Raw genomic sequence first — 20,046 nt, forward strand, 5'->3', positions numbered from 1 at the left:
ATGACGACCAGCCGCGGACGACGCCAACGATCCAGGGAATGGATCCTCTGGGGCGTTCCGCTGGCCATGGTGGCCATCGCCGGCGTACTGATTGCCAGCACCCAACGCCAGGCCGACTACGCCGATTGGTATCACCACTGGATCACCGCTGGAGTAGGAGCCTTGATAGCCCTGGCCCTGGCACGCCTGCCACTGCAACGGCTGCAGCCGCTGCTGATCCCGGTGTACGGCATGACGGTTCTCAGCCTGATCGCCGTGCGTTTGGTGGGCACCACCGCCCTGGGAGCACAGCGCTGGATCAGCATCGGCCCCGTCAATGTTCAGCCGTCCGAATTCGCAAAGATCGCGGCAATCCTGTTGCTGGGGGCTGTTCTGGCTCGACATCCGGTAGAGCGCCCGGTGGATCTGCTGCGGCCACTGGGGGTGATTTCCATCCCCTGGCTGCTGGTGTTCATCCAGCCGGACCTTGGCACATCACTGGTGTTCGGAGCCCTGATGCTCACGATGCTCTATTGGTCGGGTATGCCGATCGAATGGGTCGTGCTGCTGCTGTCTCCCCTGGTCACGGCGCTGCTGTCCGGTCTGGTGCCCTGGGGGATGGCGATCTGGATCCCACTAATGGCGGTCCTGGCGTTTCGGAGCCTGCCTTGGAAGCGGCTGGCAGCCGCCATCACCGTTGCCATCCACTCCCTGATGGCCGTGGTGACCCCCTGGCTGTGGATGAACGGCCTCAAGGACTATCAACGCGATCGCCTGGTGCTGTTCCTCGACCCATCCCAGGATCCTCTCGGCGGTGGTTATCACCTGCTGCAGAGCAGCGTCGGCATCGGTTCCGGCGGGCTGTTCGGCACCGGTCTGCTGCAGGGTCAGTTGACCAAACTGCGCTTCATTCCTGAACAACACACGGATTTCATCTTCAGTGCCCTCGGCGAGGAAACCGGTTTCATCGGCACGGTGCTGGTGGTGGCAGGCTTTGCCTTGTTGATGAGGCGCCTGCTGCAGGTGGCCCGTCACGCTCGCAGCGATTTCGAATCACTGGTGGTGGTCGGCATCGGAACCATGGTGATGTTCCAGGTGGTGGTGAACATCTTCATGACCATCGGACTCGGACCGATCACAGGCATCCCCCTGCCGTTCCTCAGCTACGGGCGCTCGGCAATGCTCGTCAATTTCATCTGTCTTGGCCTCTGCCTGTCTGTGGTGCGGCAGAGCCGAGTCGGCTCACTGGGTCGATGGTGAGCGACAACAGCCTTCAGGCCCTGCGGCAATGTCTGGCCCGGGACAGACGCCCTGGAGCCTGCGATGAATCCGGGGTCCGTCGCCTCTGGTGGGGCGCCCTCGAGATTCTCCAGGAGGAGCTGCTGGATCGCGATGCCCAGGAGGGAATCTGGCTGGCCTCTCCGCTGCCGGCGCTCTACGAACCTGAGCTTCTGGCCCGTCTGCAGGGCTGGGTGCTGGCGCCGGAGAACCTCGATCGCTTCAGTCCGTCCCATGCCGTCTTGCCGGGGAGCGGCGGCCATCGGCCGGAGGGCATGAGTTTCCGCCGGCTGCCCCTGCACCCTGAGGACGGATTAGATCCCCTGCTGATCGTCATCACACCGACCCTGCAGGTCGCACTGGCCATTCACGGCGATCAAGACCGGCGTCAGCTGCTGATGCGCTGCGACCACGACACCCTGGGGGATGCCTTGTCTCTGTTCGGAACGCGGCTGCAGGGTCAGTCCCCCGATCTGGCTGAAGCCTTGAGAACACAGCTGAACGGTCTTGGCCCGCTGCACAGCGATCCTCAGCTGGACCAGCAGTTCTGGCCGCGGCTGGCGGAAAAGCTCACCGTGACGGCACCGAGCCTGACCCTGCAACCGACCCAGAGCAGCTCCGAATCAAACCAGGAGTCCTCCCACGACCTCACCTTGCTCGAGGCCATCACCCATGAGGTGCGCACACCCCTGGCCACGATCCGCACCCTGATCCGCTCGTTGCTGCGCCGGGACGACCTGCCCGCCGTGGTGCAGCAACGACTTCGACAGATCGATGGTGAATGCAGTGAACAGATCGACCGCTTCGGGCTGATCTTCCATGCCGCCGAGCTGCAGCGCCAACCCGAGGGAACCCAGCTGGCCCGTACGGATCTCGGCTCCATCCTTTGCAGTCTGGAACCGATCTGGCGGGACCAACTCGAGCGACGCCAACTCAGCCTCACGCTGGACGTACAGCCAGACCTACCCGATGTGCTCAGCGACCCGGGGCGGCTTGAACCGATGCTAGGCGGTCTGATCGACCGGGTCAGCCGGGGGTTACCCGGCGGAACCGGCTTGCGACTGGAGCTGCAGCCGGCCGGCGCCCGCCTGAAACTGCAACTTCTGGTGCAGATGGGGGACGGGCCCGCGTCGACCGGATCGGGTTTGAGCACCGAACAAGTGGGCACCGTGCTCAGCTGGGATCCAGCCACCGGCAGCCTTCAGCTCAGTCAGTCGGCCACCCGTCAACTGATGGCCAGCCTCGGCGGGAGGTACCACGCACGACGCGATCGGGATCTCACGGTGTTCTTCCCCGTGGCACCGTCTGCAACCTGATAACGGGAACCGCTTTGTTGACGGGTGTGAAGGTTGCTTTCGCCAGCCAAATCAGGCCCCAACCACGGTGCTACTTTCCAGTCGTAACGGACCGTCTGGATTACCGCAGCCATGACAGCATCGGCGTTGAATGGTCAGCTTCCTCAGTTCATCGGCAGCACCGGTGGTCTGCTGAATGCCGCTGAAACCGAAGAGAAATACGCCATCACCTGGACCAGCAACAGCGCTCAGGCCTTTGAGCTGCCAACCGGCGGCGCCGCAATGATGAATTCCGGCGAAAACATCATGTATTTCGCCCGCAAGGAACAGTGCCTTGCCCTCGGAACGCAGCTGCGCACCAAGTTCAAGCCCCGGATCGAGGATTACAAGATCTACCGCATTTTCCCCGGCGGCGACACCGAATTCCTTTATCCCAAGGACGGTGTGGTCTCTGAGAAAGTGAACGAAGGTCGCACCATGGTGGGTCACAACTCCCGCCGCATCGGTCAGAACGTCAACCCCTCCAGCATCAAGTTCAGCGGTCGTAACACCTACGACTCCTGATCCATCGCACTGACCCCGCCCCCCTCCGGGGCGGTGCTGCGAAGATGCCGTCATGCTCAGTCCTGATCGCGTCGCCTTTCACGAGGCCGCAGCCAACGGTGCCAATCTGATTCCGCTGGCCCAGAGCTGGCCGGCGGATCTTGAAACCCCTCTGACGGCCTGGATCAAGGTCGGGGCCGATCATGCCCCTGGAGTGTTGTTGGAATCGGTTGAGGGTGGTGAAACCCTCGGCAGGTGGAGTGTGATCGCCTGCGATCCCCTGTGGACCGCATCAGCCCGCAACGATTGCCTGCAACGACGTTGGCGTGACGGCCGCGAGGAAACCTTCCGTGGCAATCCCTTCGACAGTCTCAGGCGTTGTCTGGAGCCTTACCGCTGCATCAGCCTGCCCGGACTGCCACCGCTAGGGCAGCTCTACGGTGTCTGGGGCTATGAGCTGATTCAGTGGATTGAACCCAGTGTTCCGGTGCATCCGCGGCAGGAGTCGGATCCACCGGACGGCATCTGGATGCTGATGGACTCGATCCTGATTTTCGATCAGGTGAAGCGACAGATCACGGCCGTGGCCTTCGCCGACCTGAGCCAGGGTCAATCGGAAGACGCTGCCTGGGACGGGGCGATGGCGCGGATTGCAGCGCTCCGGCGGCGCATGGAAGCCCCGCTCCCTCTGGTGGATCCCCTTCCCTGGGATGCGCAGGCCAAGCAGCTTCCCGATGTGAAGAGCAACTGCAGCCAGGAGCGCTTCGAGGCGGCGGTCGACACCGCCCGGGAACACATCGCCGCCGGTGACGTCTTCCAGCTGGTGATCAGCCAACGCCTGGAGACGGTTGTTCCCCAGCAGCCGCTGGAGCTCTATCGCAGCCTGCGGATGGTCAATCCATCGCCCTACATGGCCTTCTTCGACTTCGGCGACTGGCAGTTGATCGGATCGAGTCCGGAGGTGATGGTGCAGGCCGACCCTGCGCCGGAGGGCATCCGAGCCAGCCTCAGACCCATTGCCGGCACCCGTCCGCGCGGCACGACAGCCCATGAGGATCGCGACCTGGAGCTGGATCTGCTGGCCGACCCCAAGGAACGTGCCGAGCACGTGATGCTGGTGGATCTCGGCCGCAATGACCTCGGCAGGGTCTGTCAGCCCGGCAGTGTGGCGGTGAAGGATCTGATGGTGATCGAGCGGTACTCGCACGTGATGCACATCGTCAGCCAGGTGGAGGGGCGTCTGGCCCCCCAGCACGACGTGTGGGACCTGCTGATGGCATCCTTCCCTGCCGGAACCGTGAGTGGAGCCCCCAAGATCCGTGCCATGCAGCTGATCCATGAGCTGGAACCCGATGCCCGAGGCCCCTATTCCGGTGTGTATGGATCGGTGGATCTGGCGGGAGCCCTGAACACCGCCATCACGATCCGCACCATGGTGGTTCAACCGGACCCGTCCGGTGGTTGCAGGGTGAAGGTGCAGGCGGGTGCAGGCGTGGTGGCGGATTCGAAGCCCACGGCGGAATACCAGGAGACCCTCAACAAGGCCCGCGGGATGCTCACGGCCCTGGCCTGCCTCAACCCGGAGCGGCCATGAGCGAAGGGCTGCTGCTCAAGGGCTTTGAAGTGGAGCTGTTCACCGGGCGACCGGACGGCACCAACGTGGGCGTTGCCAGCGAGGTGGCTCGGGATCTCAGTGATTTCGTCACGGAACCGGACCACCGCAACCTGGAGTACATCACCCCGCCGATCAGCGACTACAAGGCTCTACCGGAGGCCCTGCTGCAACCGCGCCGGCGGCTGCGCCAATGGCTGGCTCCCCGGGGCCTGACCCTGCTACCGGGCAGCACCCTGAGCCTGGGCGACAGCACCAGCTTCGAGCGATCGGATCCCACCAATCCCTATCACGACCTGATCGAAACGACTTACGGCACCAAGGTCGTGACCGCCAGCATTCACATCAACTTGGGCATCACGGACCTGGATTGGCTGTTTGCAGCCGTGCGGCTGATGCGTTGCGAAGCGGCCTTGCTGCTCTCCCTCAGTGCCAGCTCACCGTTTCTCGGTGGTGAGCTGACCGGCCACCACTCGCAGCGCTGGCATCAGTTTCCCCTGACCCCACGGCAGGTGCCGTTGTTCCTGGATCACTCCCACTACACGCAGTGGGTGGAGCAGCGCCTGGCCGATGGCCAGATGCGCAACGAACGCCATCTCTGGACCTCCGTTCGCCCCAACGGACCGCGACGGCCCTACGACCTCAACCGCCTGGAACTGCGCATCTGTGATCTGATCACCGACCCGGCGGAACTGCTGGCGATCACGGCTTTGCTGGAACTGCGGCTGCTGGAGCTGCGGGATGCCCCGCAGCGGCTGGATCCACTCCAGGCCAGTGACCTCAGCGCAGAGGAGCTGGCGGAGCTGGCCGACAGCAATGACGCCGCCGCGGCCCGCTACAGCCTCGATGCCACGCTCCAGCACTGGCAGGACGGCCGTGCGGTGACCGGCCGGGCCTGGATTGCGGAGGTTCTCGAGCAATTGAGCCCCCGGGCCGAAGCCCTCGGCCTCAGCGAGCGGCTTCAACCGCTGGGTCGGCTGCTGGAATCCGGCAACCAAGCCATGCGTTGGACAGCAGCCATTGAGCAGGGCTGCAGCATCGGAGACCTTCTGCGGCAGGGCAGTTGTGCCATGAAGGATCAGGAAGAGTCCGTCGCCCCCCTGAGCGGCGCTTTGGGATGATCATGCGCAGTCCCGAGACCAGCGGAGCGTCGATGCCCCAGTCCACCGCCCATGTCCCCGACGGCGAGCAGCCAAGGGCCAGCGGTGGCAGCCCCGGCGCCGGCCGCCTGCTGCAGCATCGCCTCGAGCTGGTGGAAGACCTGTGGCAGACCGTGCTGCGCAGCGAATGCCCCCCGGAACAAAGCGAGCGACTGCTTCGCCTCAAGCAGCTGAGTGATCCGGTGGCCCTGGAAGGCCGCGACGGTGAGAGCAGCAGCGAGGCGATCGTTGAGCTGATCCGCAGCATGGATCTCTCCGAGGCCATCGCAGCAGCCCGTGCTTTCTCGCTGTATTTCCAGCTGATCAACATCCTCGAGCAGCGCATCGAAGAAGACAGCTATCTCGACAGCCTTCGTCCCAGCCGCAGCCAGGACGACGAGACCGCGGCGCCCTTTGATCCCTTCGCGCCGCCCCTGGCCAGCCAGACCGACCCCGCCACATTCGGCGAGGTGTTCGAGCGGCTGCGGCGGATGAACGTTCCCCCCGCGCAGGTGGAGACGCTCCTGCGGGAACTTGACATCCGACTGGTGTTCACCGCCCACCCGACGGAAATCGTGCGGCACACCGTGCGGCACAAACAGCGGAAGGTGGCCTCCCTGCTGCAGCGGTTGCAGTCAGAGCCAGCGCTGCCCCGCTACGACGAAGAGGAATTGCGACGCCAGCTGGAGGAGGAGATCCGCCTCTGGTGGCGCACCGATGAGCTGCACCAGTTCAAACCGACGGTGCTGGATGAGGTGGATTCAACCCTGCACTACTTCCAGCAGGTGCTGTTCGAGGCGATGCCGCAGCTGCGGAGGCGGCTGGTGTCATCCCTGAGCCGGCACTACCCCGATGTGCAGTTCCCCCAGGCGTCCTTCTGCACCTTCGGGTCCTGGGTGGGGTCCGACCGCGACGGCAACCCCTCGGTCACCCCGGAGATCACCTGGCGGACCGCCTGTTATCAGCGCCAGCTGATGCTGGAGCTCTACATCGGCTCGGTGCAATCCCTGCGCAACCAGCTGAGCATCTCGATGCAGTGGAGCCAGGTGGCCCCACCACTGCTGGAATCGCTGGAAATGGACCGGCTGCGCTTCCCGGAAATCTATGAGCGCCGGGCCGCCCGCTATCGGCTGGAGCCCTACCGGCTCAAGCTCAGCTACATCCTCGAACGGCTGGAGCTCACGCTGCAGCGCAACCATCAGATGTCGGAGGCTGGCTGGCAGTCGCCGCCCGAACCCGCCGCCACAGCGCCAACCGATGGGATCCCGGGCCATGAGGCGCTGCACTACACCGCCATCGATCAGTTCCGCAGTGATCTGGAACTGATCCGCAACAGCCTCGTCAGCACCGAGCTGAGCTGCGAACAGCTCGACACCCTGCTCAATCAGGTCCACATCTTCGGGTTCTCCCTGGCGAGCCTGGACATCCGGCAGGAGAGCACCCGCCACAGCGACGCCATCGATGAGCTGACCACCCACCTGCAGCTTCCAAAGGCCTACGGCGCCATGGAGGAATCCGAGCGGGTGGCCTGGCTGCTGGAGGAACTGCAGACCCGCCGGCCGCTGATCCCCGCGGCGGTCGAATGGTCCGAAGCCACCGCCCAGACCTTTGCGGTGTTCCAGATGCTGCATCGCCTGCAGCAGGAATTCGGTCAGCGGATCTGCCACTCCTACGTGATCTCCATGAGTCACACCGCCTCCGACCTGCTGGAGGTGATGCTGCTGGCGAAGGAGATCGGCCTTGTGGACCCGCAGGCCGGCAAGGCATCGCTGTTGGTGGTGCCCCTGTTCGAAACGGTGGAAGACCTGCAGCGGGCCCCAGCGGTGATGGACGGCCTGTTCCAGACACCGATCTACCGGAATCTGCTCCCCAGTGTCGGCGTCCAGCGACAGCCCCTGCAGGAGCTGATGCTCGGGTACTCCGACAGCAACAAGGACTCGGGCTTCCTCTCCAGCAACTGGGAGATTCACCAGGCGCAGATCGCCCTGCAAACCCTGGCCAGCAGCCACGGTGTGGCCCTACGGCTGTTCCACGGCCGGGGTGGATCGGTGAGCCGCGGCGGCGGCCCGGCCTACCAGGCCATCCTTGCCCAGCCCAGCGGCACACTGCAGGGCCGGATCAAGATCACCGAACAGGGTGAGGTGCTGGCCTCCAAGTACGGCCTGCCGGAACTTGCCCTCTACAACCTGGAAACCGTCACGACGGCGGTGGTGCAGAACAGCTTGGTGACCAACCAGCTGGATGCCACCCCGAGCTGGAACCAGTTGATGAGCCGCGTGGCCAAGCGCTCCCGCGAGCATTACCGGGCCCTGGTCCACGATAACCCCGATCTGGTGGCGTTTTTCCAGCAGGTCACCCCGATCGAGGAGATCAGCAAGCTGCAGATCTCCAGCCGTCCGGCTCGCCGCAAGACCGGCGCCCGGGATCTCTCCAGTCTGCGGGCAATCCCCTGGGTGTTCGGCTGGACCCAAAGCCGGTTCCTGCTGCCGAGCTGGTTCGGTGTGGGCACCGCCCTGGCGGAGGAGGTCAACGACGACCCTGAGCAACTGGACCTGCTGCGGCGACTGCATCAGCGCTGGCCGTTTTTCCGGATGCTGATTTCCAAGGTGGAGATGACGCTGTCCAAGGTCGATCTCGACCTGGCGCACCACTACATGAGCAGCCTCGGCAACCCGGAGCAGCGCGATGCCTTTGAAGGCATCTTCAAGGTGATCGCCGATGAATACGGCCGCACCCTGAAGCTGGTGCTCGAAATCACCGGTCAGAGCCGCCTGCTGGGGGCCGATCAGAACCTGCAGCTGTCGGTGGATCTGCGCAACCGCACCATTGTTCCCCTGGGCTTCCTGCAGGTGGCCCTGCTGCGGCGACTGCGGGATCAGAACCGCCAGCCTCCCATGAGCGAATCCCCTGGAACGCCGGAGGACCGCCGCACCTACAGCCGCAGTGAACTGCTGCGGGGCGCATTGCTCACCCTCAACGGCATCGCCGCCGGCATGCGCAACACCGGCTGATCCCTTGCTTTCGTTCCTTCAGCAGCCCAGTGTTCCTCAACTTCCCGAGGGATACCGCCTCGAAACCGGTGAGGTGCCATCACCGGCAGCCATCAACCGATTGCTGGCGTCCTGCCAGGAATCCACCCACCCGGAAGAACTTTGGCCCAAGGCGATGGAGCGCAGCCTGTGGCAGATCAGCATCCTTGAGGAGTCCACGGGGGAGCTGGTGGGATTCGTGCGCGCCACCAGCGACATGGCCCTCAACGCCAATCTCTGGAATCTGTCCGCCCGTCCGGGACCGGATCAGGGCCGGCTGCTGACGGTTCTGATGCATCGAGCCCTGCACATCCTGCGGCGAGACCTGCCCGGCTGCAGCCTGTCCGTCTCCGCGCCGGCGATGTCGCTCGAGGCGCTGAAGGGTCAGGGTTTTGTGATCGACCCCAGTGGCATCCGGGCCATGGGGTTGAGGCTGAAATCAACCTCTGGAACTGACTGAACACGAGCATGGAGGGATTCGAACCCCCGACCCTCAGAACCGGAATCTGATGCTCTATCCAACTGAGCTACATGCCCACTGGCCTCAGTGAGGTAACAGCAGGAGACCGCCCGACAGGCCGGCCCGTTGTTAGTACCTTACCCAAACGCCGCTCTGTGACCCATCCGGCTCCAAACGCTCCAGCTGCAGGGGTTTCGGAACCACAGGAAGCTGTCGCTGGAGCTGACCCAGCCGCGGTTGCTGGTGATCGGCCCCAACGGCATCGGCAAATCAAATCTGCTGGAGGCCGTGGAGCTGCTGGGCAGCCTGCGCTCGCATCGCTGCAGCCAGGACCGTGACCTGATCCAGTGGGAGGCACCGCGGGCCCTGCTGCGGGCCGGCCTGGATGATGGCGATCAGCTGGAGCTGGAGCTGCGTCGCCAAGGGGGGCGCCAGGCCCGTCGCAACGGCAAGACCCTGGATCGCCAATTGGATCTGATCGGTCCGCTGCGCTGCATCGGTTTCAGCGCCCTCGATCTGGAGTTGGTGCGGGGAGAACCGGCCCTGCGGCGGCAGTGGCTCGACCGCGTGGTGCTGCAGCTGGAGCCCGTCTATGCCGATCTGCTCGGCCGCTACAACCGCCTGCTGCGCCAACGCAGCCAGCTCTGGCGTCGTGGTGCGCAGACCAACCCGAACCAGCGGGACGCCTTGCTCGATGCCTTCGATGTGCAGATGGCCCTGGTGAGCACGCGCATTCACCGCCGCCGCCAACGGGCGTTGCGGCGCCTGGAACCGATCGCGCGCCGCTGGCAGTCGCACCTCAGTGCCGGGAGCGAGGAGCTGGAATTGCACTACCAACCGGGCAGTCGCCTCGATGCCGAGGAAGCGGAGGAGCCATGGCGACTGGCCATCGAAGAGCAGCTGCGGCTGCAACGGCCGGAGGAGGAACGGTTGGGCAGCTGCCGGGTGGGGCCCCATCGCGATGAAGTGTCCCTGCAACTGGGGGGAACACCGGCGCGGCGGTTCGGATCATCGGGCCAGCAACGCTCGCTGGTGCTGGGGCTGAAACTGGCGGAACTGGAACTGGTGACCCAGCTGTTCGGCGAGGCGCCGCTGCTGCTGCTGGACGATGTGCTGGCGGAACTCGACCCCACCCGTCAGCACCTGCTGCTGGAGGCGGTGGGGCAGGAGCATCAATGCCTGGTGAGCGCCACCCACCTGAGCGGCTTTGAGGGCGGCTGGCGGGAGCATTCGCAGATTCTCAAACCTGGAGACCTGAGTCCAGGGGTGGAGATCGGATAATCTGTTGTGCTGTTTTTCCCTGATCGCCTGATGGAGCAGACCCTGTCTGACCTGCATCCCAACCCGGGATGGGAGGACACCCAGTTGCAAGCCACCGACATGGTTGGCAAACACTGCATTCTCGAGCTTTACGACTGCGATCCTGCCCGGCTCGACGACGAAGCATTCCTGAGAACCACCATCACGACAGCAGCGAAACGTGCTGGTGCCACCCTTCTCAATCTGATCACCCACAGCTTCGAGCCCCAGGGCGTCACGGGACTGGCCCTGCTGGCGGAATCGCACATCTCCATCCACACCTGGCCCGAGAGCGGTTATGCCGCCGTGGATGTGTTCACCTGCGGTGACCACACGATGCCGGAACAGGCCTGCGCCGTTCTGCGGGACGAACTGCGGGCCCAGCGCCATGCCCTGAGGAGTTTTCGCAGGGAAACACCGGCGGCTGTGGCCGACACCGTGCGCGAACCGATCCAGCTGCCTGGCTGATCAGAGGCCTCGGTTGAGCTTGCCGCTCACCAGGCCCTCCAGATCCAGGCTCACCGAAGTGAACCCCAGGTCCAGCAGGCTGCTGACCAGGGGTTCTTTTGCGTTCAGGGCCAGCAGATCATCCAGCCGATCACGGGGCACCTCGATGCGCGCGGAGAGACCCTGGCTGCGCACCCGCACCCTGGGGAAGCCTCGGGCCAGCAACCAGGCTTCCGCCTGCCCGACCCGCTTGAGCCGCTCAGCGCTGATGCTCTCGCCGTAGGGGAAGCGGGAGGCCAGGCAGGGCTGGGCTGGCTTGTCCCACCAGGGAAAACCGAGGGCTGATGACAACTGGCGAATGGCGGCCTTATCAATGGCCAATTCCGCCAGGGGGGAGCGCACCCCCGCCTGCCGGGCCGCCTCAATGCCGGGGCGGTGGTCACCGAGATCATCCAGATTCACCCCATCCACCACCAAGGCACCACCGGCGGCGGCAGCAATCGGCTGCAGGTGGTGATGCAGTTCCCGCTTGCAGGCAAAACAGCGATCGGAGGGATTGCTGCTGTAGTCGGGATCGTTGAGCTCACGGGTTGGACACTCCTGATGGCGGATGCCGATCCACTGCGCCTGCGCCCGCGCCTCCTCCAGCAGATGGGGAGCCAGGGCCGGCGAAACGCCCGTCACCGCGACAGCGGCATCACCCTTCTGTTCATGGGCGATCGCAGCCACCAGGGTGCTGTCCACACCACCGGAGTAGGCCACGCACAGGGCATCGTGTGAGGCCAGCCAGTTGCGCAACTGCTGGAGCAGATCGGCCTGCCGCGACGGCAAAGATTCCTGCAGCCGGAACATCAGCGGAACAACCCGGTCGATCTCGGTAGGCTCCAACGGTAAGAGCCGGGACCATGCCCCGAAGCATCGGCATCGTGACGGCGGCGGACAGCCGCGAGCGCAGCCATGGTCAGCTGCACATCTATGACGGTGAGGGCAAGGGCAAGAGCCAGGCCGCCCTGGGGGTGGTGCTGCGCACCATCGGCCTGGGCATCTGTGAACAACGACGCACCCGGGTGTTGCTGCTGCGCTTCCTCAAGGGCCCTGGCCGCGCCTACGACGAAGACGCCGCCATCGAAGCGCTGCAGCAGGGTTTCCCGCATCTGATCGACCACCTGCGCACGGGCCGTGCTGATCACTTCACCGCTGAAGAAGCCACCCGCTTCGATCGGGAGGAAGCCCAGCGGGGCTGGGTGATCGCCAAAGGAGCCATCGCCAGCGCGCTCTATTCGGTGGTGGTGCTGGATGAACTGAACCCGGTGCTGGATCTGGGGCTGCTGGATGTGGAGGACGTGGTCAACACCCTCAGGCAGCGGCCGGAGGGCATGGAAATCATCGTGACTGGCCGCGCGGCACCGGCTCCACTGGTGCGGGTGGCGGACCTGCACTCCGAGATGCGGGCGCACCGGCGGCCAGGGCTGGAGGAGGAGCGGGTGATCCCGTTGAACATGAGCAGCGGCATCGAGATCTACACCGGGGAGGGCAAGGGCAAATCCACCAGCGCCCTCGGCAAGGCGCTGCAGGCGATTGGACGGGGCATCAGCCAGGACAAAAGCCACCGGGTGCTGATCCTGCAGTGGCTGAAAGGGGGCAGCGGCTACACCGAAGACGCCGCTATCGCCGCGCTGCGGGACAGCTATCCCCATCTGGTGGATCACCTCCGCTCCGGCCGTGATGCCATCGTCTGGCGCGGCCAGCAGGAACCGATCGATTACGTGGAAGCGGAACGGGCCTGGGAGATCGCCCGCGCGGCCATCTCAAGCGGGCTCTACAAAACCGTGATCCTCGATGAACTCAACCCAACGGTGGATCTGGAGCTGCTGCCAGAAGAGCCGATCATGCAGACGCTGCTGCGCAAACCGACGGAAACCGAAGTGATCATCACCGGCCGCTGCAAAAATCAACCGGCCTACTTCGATCTGGCGAGCATCCACTCCGAGATGGTGTGCCACAAGCACTACGCCGAACAGGGCGTGGACCTCAAACGGGGGGTTGACTATTAATTCAATGGGTCAGTAGCGCGGCACGGCCTGATCCACCTGCACGGACCAGGCATCGATGCCCCCATCAACGTTGGTGGCCGGGATGCCCTGCTGAGCCAGCAGCTCCACGGCCTGGGCCGAACGGCCGCCGAGTTTGCAGTGCACGTAAAGCCGCCCGGACTCCGCCAACCCGCGGATGCGTTCGATCGCCTCACCGCTTTTGATCGTGGCCAGGGGGATCAGCACGGCCCCAGGGATCACAGCCACCTCGGCTTCAGCTGGATTGCGCACATCCAGCAGCACCAGATCATCGGCCGAGCCATCCAGCAGCGACTTGAGCTCGATCACGCTGATGCTGTCCATGGGAGATGCCGTCGGTCGGCAGAACTGCTGGTAGTCAATCAAGCCATCGATCGCCGGCCGGTCCGGGTCACGCCGCAGCGTCAGCTCGCGGAAGCGCATCGTGAGGGCATCCACCACCAATAGGCGGCCATCCAGGCTGCGGCCGATACCTGTGATCAACTTGATCGCCTCCGTCGCCTGGATCAAGCCGATCAGCCCAGGCATCACCCCCATCACCCCCGCTTCCGCACAGGACGGCACCTGCTCCACAGGCGGTGGCTCCGGCAGCAGATCGCGGTAGTTGGGGCTCTCCGGCGTGTGATTGAACACCGATGCCTGGCCGTCAAAACGCTGCACCGATCCGTAAATCAAAGGCTTTCCCTGCAACACGCAGGCGTCATTCACCAGATACCGCGTCGGGAAATTGTCCGAGCCATCACACACCAGGTCGTATCTGGCAATCAGCTCAAGGGCATTCTCCCGATCCAGCATCTGCTCATGCAGCTCCACCTGACAGTGGGGATTGAGCTCCTGCAGCCTGTGCGCGGCGGAGCGCCCCTTCGATTGGCCGAGCCAGTCCATGCCATGGATCACCTGCCGCTGCAGGTTTGAGAGCTCCACAACATCGCCATCGACGATGCCAATCCGGCCGACACCGGCCGCGGCCAGGTACAGCAACAACGGAGAGCCCAGCCCACCGGCGCCCACGCAGAGCACGGACGCAGCCTTGAGCCGCTCCTGCCCGGCCATGCCCACCTCCGGCAACATCAGGTGGCGGGCATAACGGCTCCGCTCCTCCCCACTCAGTTCCTCAATCGACATCGATCGGCACCGGCCGCACCTGCCGATCCTCCTCCAGCCACCAGGCCCTCAGCCCCTGCTGGGCCGAGAGGATCAGCATCAGCTGGTGGGGGACACCGCGACAGCGATCCGCGGCTGAGGGAACCGGCGGGCTGTGGGGATGGGAGTGAGCCACACCGATGATCCATTGTTGGTGTTGCCGCGACCAGCGCTGCGCCGCCAGTTGTTCGCGGGGATCGAGCAGGAAATTGCAGTCACGACCAGGTGTCTCACCCGCTCCCCATGGCTGCAGATCCGGCTGTCGCCCCCAACGGTTGCATCCAGGCCAGACGTGATCCAACCGCAGCGAGCTGCCCTCGCCCTGGGATCCGATCAACAGCGCGCAGCCTTCCTCAGGCCAGCTCGCCAGCAAGGTGCGCTCCAGAATCGTGAGGCAACCACAACGCAGCAACAGCTTGGATGGCGCGATCAACGAAGCGCCGATACGCTCTGCAGACCGTATAGACAGTTCTGTCGGTTCCATGAGCGACGCCACCACCGAAGTTAAGGACCCCGCGACCGACGCGACCCCTGCGGTGGAAGCGTCTGCCACCACCAGCGAAGACACCACCTCTTTCACCGAGCGCTACAGCGAAGTGCTGGGCAAAGTGAATGACACCCTCGACCAGGTCGACTGGAACCAGATGGGTCGCATCGGCAAGATCGTCGGCATCTTCGCTGCGGTGATCGTTGCTCAGATCCTGATCAAAGGCATCCTCGACACGATCAATCTGCTGCCCGTGGTGCCCGGCCTGCTCGAGCTGCTCGGCGTTGTGGTGGTGGGCCAGTGGAGCTGGAGAAACCTCACCACCAGCGACAAGCGCAGTGCACTCGTGCAACGGGTGCAGTCCCTGCGTCAGGAATACCTCGGCTGAGCTCTTAAGTGATCGTTCGAGCCAGGCGCTTCAGGCAGTCCTGGCTCTGGGAAACGTACCCGCCTCCGAACAGGTTGGCGTGGTTCAGCAGGTGATACAGGTTGTAGATCTCGACGCGCTCCTCCCAACCTGAGCGGAGCGGCAAGACCTCTTTGTAGGCCCCATAGAACGTTGCGCTGAAGCCGCCGAACATCCTGGTCATGGCCAGATCCACCTCGCGATCGGCCAACCAGCAGGCGGGGTCGTAAAGGGCACCACGTCCATCGTTCAGAGCCCCTGCATTGCCGCCCCACAGGTCACCGTGCACCAGGGCAGGTTTGGGGGCATGGCCTTCAAGCCGCTGACGCAGGCCAGTCAGCAACCGATCCAGCCACTCCCCTGAAAGAGAGAGATCCCTGGCCAAGGCCAACTGGGGCTGCAGCCGCAGTTCCACAAAGCAGGCACCCCACCCATCCCGCCATCCCCCCGGCTGCGGGCCTGCGCCGATGTAGCCATCCCGATCCCAGCCGAATCGCTGGGGCGCGGCCGCTTCCGATGCCTGATGCAGCAGTGCCAGGCCACGACCCAGGGCCCGCTGATCACAGCCGCTGAGCTCCAGCCAGGGCAGCAGCAGCACCGCTCCGCTGGGCAGGGCTGACAGGGACAGAGGCTTGGGCACCACCAGCCAATCCGGATCGGCATGGGCATGCAAGGCCTCAAGCGCCTCGGCCTCCACCTCAAACAGGGCCATGGCCTTGAGGTTGCCGCTTTTGGCGAACAGCCGCTCGCCGTTCGCCATGGTCAGGCACCAGGCCTGGTGAATGCAGCCACCCCCCACCGCACGCACATCCACCAGCTGGCGGCCCGGCAGTGGCCCAGTGGATGCCACCAACTCCTGCTGCAGTTGCGGGTGCATCGCCGGGACGGATCGCTCGTTGCCAGCATGCACCGGTTCAGGGGTGCGCTTTGACGGCAACCGGTGTGATCGTGATCGGTGGCGGCATCGCTGGGCTCACCGCCGCGGCGCTGCTGGCCAAGCAGGGGCTGCCGGTGACGCTGCTGGAGGCACATCACCAGCCGGGGGGCTGTGCAGGCACCTTCCGCCGAGGGCCGTGGACCTTTGACGTGGGCGCCACCCAGGTGGCCGGGCTCGAACCGGGCGGCAGCCACGCCCGACTGCTGCTGCATCTTGGCCTGCCACTGCCGGAAGCCGAGGTCCTCGATCCTGGCTGCGTGGTGGACCTGGGGGATGGTTCCGAGCCCATCCCCCTCTGGCATGATCCCGAGCGCTGGAACGAAGAACGCCGTCGCCAGTTTCCCGGCAGCGATGCCTTCTGGAGCCTCTGTGAGCTGATCCATCGCAGCAACTGGGGCTTCGCCGGTCGTGATCCGGTGGTCACGCCTCGCTCCCTCTGGGACCTGCGCCAACTGGTTTCCGCCCTGCGCCCGATCACCGTGGCGTCGGGTCTGCTGACGGGCTTGACCATGGCCGACCTGCTCGGCCTCTGCGGTTGCGGCGACGACCCGCGCCTGCGACGGTTTCTCGACCTCCAGCTCAAGCTGTATTCCCAGGAGCCCGCGGACCGGACCGCAGCGCTCTACGGCGCCACGGTGCTGCAGATGGCCCAGGCACCCCTGGGGCTCTGGCATCTGCAGGGCTCCATGCAGGTTCTCAGTGATCAGCTGGTGCAGGCGATCGAGACCCAGGGCGGCCGCGTGCTGATGCGCCATCGGGTCACCGCCCTCGAGCCCACAGGCCAGGGCTGGCGGGTGGTGGTGGACAGTCCCGCAGGCCGTGATCAGAACCACATGGCCGCCGATCTGGTCTGCAGCCTGCCGCCTCAGTGCCTGTTGGAGCTGATCCCTGAGGCCGTTATGCCCGGGGGTTACCGGCAACGCCTGAGCCAGCTGCCGGAACCCAGTGGCGCCCTGGTGCTCTACGGCGTGGTGCGGCGGGCGGCATTGCCCAGCGCCTGCCCGGGCCATCTGCAACGGGGTTCCGACGATCCAGGTTCCCTGTTCGTCTCGATCAGCCGCGAGGGTGACGGACGCGCACCGGCGGGTCAGGCCACCCTCATCGCCAGCGTGTTCACCCCCACCGCGGACTGGTGCAGCCTTGAGGAGGAGCCGTACCAGGCCCGCAAAAGCCAGTGCCTGGAGGCCATGCGACGGGAGCTCAACCACTGGCTTGATCTGCAGCCCCAGGACTGGTTGCACGTGGAATTGGCCACCCCCCGGGGATTCGCCGGTTGGACCGGGCGACCGCGGGGGATGGTGGGGGGACTCGGCCAGCATCCGAGCCGCTTCGGGCCCTTCGGTCTGGCAGGGCGCTCGCCGATGGAAGGGCTCTGGCTCTGCGGCGACAGCCTCCACCCCGGAGAAGGAACGGCCGGCGTCACCCTTTCAGCCCTCAATGCCTGCCGGCAGCTGGTGGCAGCGCGCGGCGGCGAGTTGCAGCTCAGGGGTTGAGTTCAGCCGAAGCATCCAGGAACCCGGGACGCAGGTGCTGCGTTCGGGTCAGCTCCTTGTGCAGTTGATCCCAGTTGGTTTTGATCACGGCGTCCTCCAGCTGCTCGAGACTCCAGCGGTAGGCCGCCAGGGCCTTGAGCACCGCCTCACGGTTGCTGCTGGCCATGGCCACTCCCAGGTCGGGATTGCCGCCACCGACGCGGCTGGTGTCGGCGAAACCACTGGAGGCCAGGGCCTGGGCCAAGGCGCGGATCTCAGGGTCGCGTTCATCTCCGGCGGCCCGCAACAGAGCAGCGCTGACCAGCACTGGCATGTGGGAGATCAGGGCCACCGCCTGGTCGTGTTGAGCGGCGCCGGCCGTGAACCAACGGCTGCCGAGTCGCCTGGCCAGGTCTTCCACCACCGCCAGTGCCGCCGAATCGGTCTCGGCATCGGGGGTGGCAATCCAGGGGCGCCCCTGGAACAGATCGCGCTGGCCTGCCTCCACACCGGCCTGCGCCGTTCCCGCCATGGGGTGGCTGGCTACAAAGCGTGGGTGACGGCCCTTCCACTCCTGCAGCACCGGTTGTTTCACCGAACCGACATCGGTGACCACTGCCTCAGCCGGCAGCGCCTCCAAAAACTCCGCATTTGGCTTGAGCAGCGCCGGAATCGGTAACGCCAGGATCACCAGGTCGCAGCAGGCCAGGCAGGCGGGATCGGTGCTCACCGCGCTGACCAGTCCCCGCTCCATCGCCCGTTCTGCTGTTGAAGAACGGTGGACCAGGCCTTGCACCTTGATGCCCTGAGCGCGCAGATCCAAACCGATCGATCCACCGATCAGGCCAAGACCGACGATGCCAACGCAGCCCGAATCCACACCCATGCCGCTCAACTGTCCTGGGTCCATGTTGGTCGATCGATTGCGATGAACCGTTTGGGCATCGAACTCTGCGTAGGGTTCACCGATGCTTGAAGCTCAGGCCCACAGTCACCTGAAGACACTGCTGCGGCAGGGTGAATCGAACTGGCCCCATCACCTGACCCTCAGCCGGCTGGTGGGTCGCAGCCTGAGACGGGGCGACCGGACCCTGCTGCGTCTGGCACCGAACCAACGGGAACGCTGGTGGCTGGGGCTGCTGATGCCGCTGTGTCTGCAATCCAGCAGCGCCGTGCTCGTGCTCACAGCGCAACAGCGGCAGCGACTGCTGCAGGTGGAACGTCCGCGCCTGGCCCGCCAGGGATTCCGACTGGCCTGCTGGGAGGGCAACACCCCGCCGCCGCAGGATCAGCTCTGGCTGCTGGACCATGCCGGCCTGATTCAGGCTCACCGCAATGACCTGCTGGGTGATCGTCAGTTGCTGTTGCCAGGCATCGATCAGCTCAGCGAACAGCTGCGGCGTTGCATGGCCATCCGTTTGGATGCAAGCCACTGGGAACAGTTGCGCCTGGCCCTGCCCCAGGCCGAAAAGCCGTTGCTGGAATTGCATGAACGGCTCAGCAGACAACTGTTCCGGGAAGCGCCGCGGGTTGACGCCTGCATTCGACTGGACAACAGCGCCTGCCAGAGCCTGCGGGATCTGCTGGCGGTGATGGGGCCCTGCCCATCCCCCTGGTCTGAGTTGCTCGCCTGCGATCCCCGCGAGTGGTCCCACTGGGCTGAGCTGGATCACACGATGCTGCAGTGGAGCTGGTGCCTGGAACCACTGGAGCCCCTGCAGCAACTGCAGGGGCTGCTGAGCCAACGGCCGACGCTGATGCTGAGCGACAGCGGGGACAGCGCCCGGCTGGAACAGGAACTGCAGGAGGCGAATGCCTCGCCCACGGTGACCGCGGTGCTGCGGGAGGCCGAACTGGAGGAGCCACTGCCGTTGTTTGCTCCCAGGCGTCAGCCCTTACCCAACACGGAGATCTATGCCGAGCATCTGCTGGAGCAAAGCCGGCGACTGATCCTGGGTCGCCCAGGCCTCACGGTGCTGCTGCTCGACGACCCCAGCCTGCGCCGTTCCCTCACGGCATCGCTGGCCGCCGAATTCGGCACCCGAGTTCAGGATGAGTGCACCGCACCGGAAGACAACGGGGTGATCAGCGGCAGCTGGAGCTGGTGGTTGCAGCACCTTGACCAGTTGCCGGAGCCGGAGCAGATCATCATCGGCCTGCTGCCGATCGCCAGCCTCACCAGCCCGATCACAGCCGCCCGGGTGGAACGGTTGAAATCCCAGGGTGCGGACTGGTTCCGCTCCCTGCTGTTGCCGGAAGCACTGCGCCAGATCCCTGCCGCAGTGGCCCCCCTGCGCCGTTCTGGAGGCAGGCTTGCGGTGCTGGATGGCCGCCTGCGGGGGCGGAGCTGGGGCGACCAGGTGCTGCAGCGGCTTGAACCCTGGCGACCGCTTCAACGTCTTCTGCCCGACTGACTCACCCGCCTCAGAGCTGAATAAGCTGAAGTGA

Annotated in this window: 18 protein-coding genes and 1 tRNA gene; 13 read left to right on the top strand and 6 right to left on the bottom strand. The window is 65.1% G+C overall.

The window, feature by feature from the left end:
• The 7 genes from rodA (at position 1) to TX72_RS10280 (ending at position 9,335) form a co-directional block, all read left to right on the top strand.
• Positions 1 to 1,239: a rod shape-determining protein RodA gene (gene rodA / locus TX72_RS10250; RefSeq protein WP_011128900.1), complete on the top strand. Its 1,239-nt coding sequence runs from the start codon at positions 1 to 3 to the stop codon at positions 1,237 to 1,239.
• The gene (locus tag TX72_RS10255) at positions 1,236 to 2,573 is read left to right on the top strand and encodes a sensor histidine kinase (RefSeq protein WP_011128901.1); all 1,338 of its coding nucleotides are present in this window, start codon (positions 1,236 to 1,238) and stop codon (positions 2,571 to 2,573) included. Before rodA ends, TX72_RS10255 begins: the two co-directional genes overlap by 4 nt.
• 111 nt (positions 2,574 to 2,684) lie before the next feature.
• On the top strand, positions 2,685 to 3,116 hold the full coding sequence (locus TX72_RS10260; RefSeq protein WP_011128902.1) for a photosystem I reaction center subunit II PsaD: 432 nt from the start codon (positions 2,685 to 2,687) through the stop codon (positions 3,114 to 3,116).
• A 52-nt stretch (positions 3,117 to 3,168) separates the two neighbouring features.
• A complete protein-coding gene (locus TX72_RS10265; protein ID WP_011128903.1) occupies positions 3,169 to 4,689 on the top strand; it encodes an anthranilate synthase component I family protein in 1,521 nt (506 codons plus the stop codon).
• Positions 4,686 to 5,828, top strand: coding sequence for a glutamate--cysteine ligase (gene gshA, locus TX72_RS10270; protein ID WP_011128904.1), 1,143 nt, complete (start codon positions 4,686 to 4,688; stop codon positions 5,826 to 5,828). The genes TX72_RS10265 and gshA overlap by 4 nt, the downstream gene beginning before the upstream one ends.
• On the top strand, positions 5,825 to 8,857 hold the full coding sequence (ppc, locus tag TX72_RS10275) for a phosphoenolpyruvate carboxylase (protein WP_011128905.1): 3,033 nt from the start codon (positions 5,825 to 5,827) through the stop codon (positions 8,855 to 8,857). The genes gshA and ppc overlap by 4 nt, the downstream gene beginning before the upstream one ends.
• Before the next feature lie 4 nt (positions 8,858 to 8,861).
• Positions 8,862 to 9,335, top strand: a complete 474-nt coding sequence (locus TX72_RS10280) for a hypothetical protein (protein ID WP_042503849.1) — start codon at positions 8,862 to 8,864, stop codon at positions 9,333 to 9,335.
• A gap of 3 nt (positions 9,336 to 9,338) precedes the next feature.
• Here the strand turns inward: TX72_RS10280 and TX72_RS10285 are convergent.
• Positions 9,339 to 9,412, bottom strand: a tRNA-Arg gene (locus TX72_RS10285).
• An 85-nt stretch (positions 9,413 to 9,497) separates the two neighbouring features.
• Here TX72_RS10285 and recF point away from each other — a divergent pair.
• Both recF and speD read left to right on the top strand, forming a co-directional pair.
• On the top strand, positions 9,498 to 10,616 hold the full coding sequence (recF, locus tag TX72_RS10290) for a DNA replication/repair protein RecF (RefSeq protein WP_071820854.1): 1,119 nt from the start codon (positions 9,498 to 9,500) through the stop codon (positions 10,614 to 10,616).
• Positions 10,617 to 10,646: 30 nt separating this feature from the next.
• Entirely contained in the window at positions 10,647 to 11,102 is a 456-nt protein-coding gene (speD, locus tag TX72_RS10295) for an adenosylmethionine decarboxylase (RefSeq protein ID WP_042504455.1), read from the top strand.
• Here the strand turns inward: speD and larE are convergent, their stop codons facing one another.
• Complete coding sequence (larE, locus tag TX72_RS10300; RefSeq protein WP_011128909.1) at positions 11,103 to 11,933, bottom strand: ATP-dependent sacrificial sulfur transferase LarE; 831 nt, start codon at positions 11,931 to 11,933, stop codon at positions 11,103 to 11,105.
• A 53-nt stretch (positions 11,934 to 11,986) separates the two neighbouring features.
• Between larE and TX72_RS10305 the strand changes: the two genes are divergently transcribed.
• Complete coding sequence (locus TX72_RS10305; protein WP_011128910.1) at positions 11,987 to 13,135, top strand: cob(I)yrinic acid a,c-diamide adenosyltransferase; 1,149 nt, start codon at positions 11,987 to 11,989, stop codon at positions 13,133 to 13,135.
• A 9-nt stretch (positions 13,136 to 13,144) separates the two neighbouring features.
• On the opposite strand, the gene moeB is transcribed toward TX72_RS10305, so the two are convergent.
• Both moeB and TX72_RS10315 read right to left on the bottom strand, forming a co-directional pair.
• Positions 13,145 to 14,278: a molybdopterin-synthase adenylyltransferase MoeB gene (gene moeB, locus TX72_RS10310; protein WP_011128911.1), complete on the bottom strand. Its 1,134-nt coding sequence runs from the start codon at positions 14,276 to 14,278 to the stop codon at positions 13,145 to 13,147.
• Positions 14,268 to 14,729 carry a M67 family metallopeptidase gene (locus tag TX72_RS10315; protein ID WP_011128912.1) on the bottom strand — a complete coding sequence of 154 codons (462 nt, stop codon included), beginning with the start codon at positions 14,727 to 14,729 and terminating at the stop codon, positions 14,268 to 14,270. Before TX72_RS10315 ends, moeB begins: the two co-directional genes overlap by 11 nt.
• Positions 14,730 to 14,778: 49 nt before the next feature.
• On the opposite strand from TX72_RS10315, the gene TX72_RS10320 reads away from it, so the two are divergent.
• On the top strand, positions 14,779 to 15,171 hold the full coding sequence (locus TX72_RS10320) for a CAAD domain-containing protein (protein WP_011128913.1): 393 nt from the start codon (positions 14,779 to 14,781) through the stop codon (positions 15,169 to 15,171).
• A 4-nt stretch (positions 15,172 to 15,175) separates the two neighbouring features.
• On the opposite strand, the gene TX72_RS10325 is transcribed toward TX72_RS10320, so the two are convergent.
• On the bottom strand, positions 15,176 to 16,126 hold the full coding sequence (locus TX72_RS10325) for a fructosamine kinase family protein (RefSeq protein ID WP_225867698.1): 951 nt from the start codon (positions 16,124 to 16,126) through the stop codon (positions 15,176 to 15,178).
• Here TX72_RS10325 and crtD point away from each other — a divergent pair.
• Positions 16,117 to 17,619 carry a C-3',4' desaturase CrtD gene (gene crtD, locus TX72_RS10330; protein ID WP_011128915.1) on the top strand — a complete coding sequence of 501 codons (1,503 nt, stop codon included), beginning with the start codon at positions 16,117 to 16,119 and terminating at the stop codon, positions 17,617 to 17,619. The genes TX72_RS10325 and crtD overlap by 10 nt on opposite strands.
• On the opposite strand, the gene TX72_RS10335 is transcribed toward crtD, so the two are convergent.
• On the bottom strand, positions 17,609 to 18,508 hold the full coding sequence (locus TX72_RS10335; RefSeq protein WP_042503855.1) for a prephenate/arogenate dehydrogenase: 900 nt from the start codon (positions 18,506 to 18,508) through the stop codon (positions 17,609 to 17,611). The two genes, crtD and TX72_RS10335, sit on opposite strands and share 11 nt — an antisense overlap.
• A 58-nt stretch (positions 18,509 to 18,566) precedes the next feature.
• Between TX72_RS10335 and TX72_RS10340 the strand changes: the two genes are divergently transcribed.
• On the top strand, positions 18,567 to 20,012 hold the full coding sequence (locus TX72_RS10340; protein ID WP_011128917.1) for a helicase: 1,446 nt from the start codon (positions 18,567 to 18,569) through the stop codon (positions 20,010 to 20,012).
• Positions 20,013 to 20,046: the final 34 nt, after the last annotated feature.

This window comes from Parasynechococcus marenigrum WH 8102, from assembly GCF_000195975.1.
Taxonomy (GTDB): Bacteria; Cyanobacteriota; Cyanobacteriia; order PCC-6307; family Cyanobiaceae; genus Parasynechococcus; species Parasynechococcus marisnigri.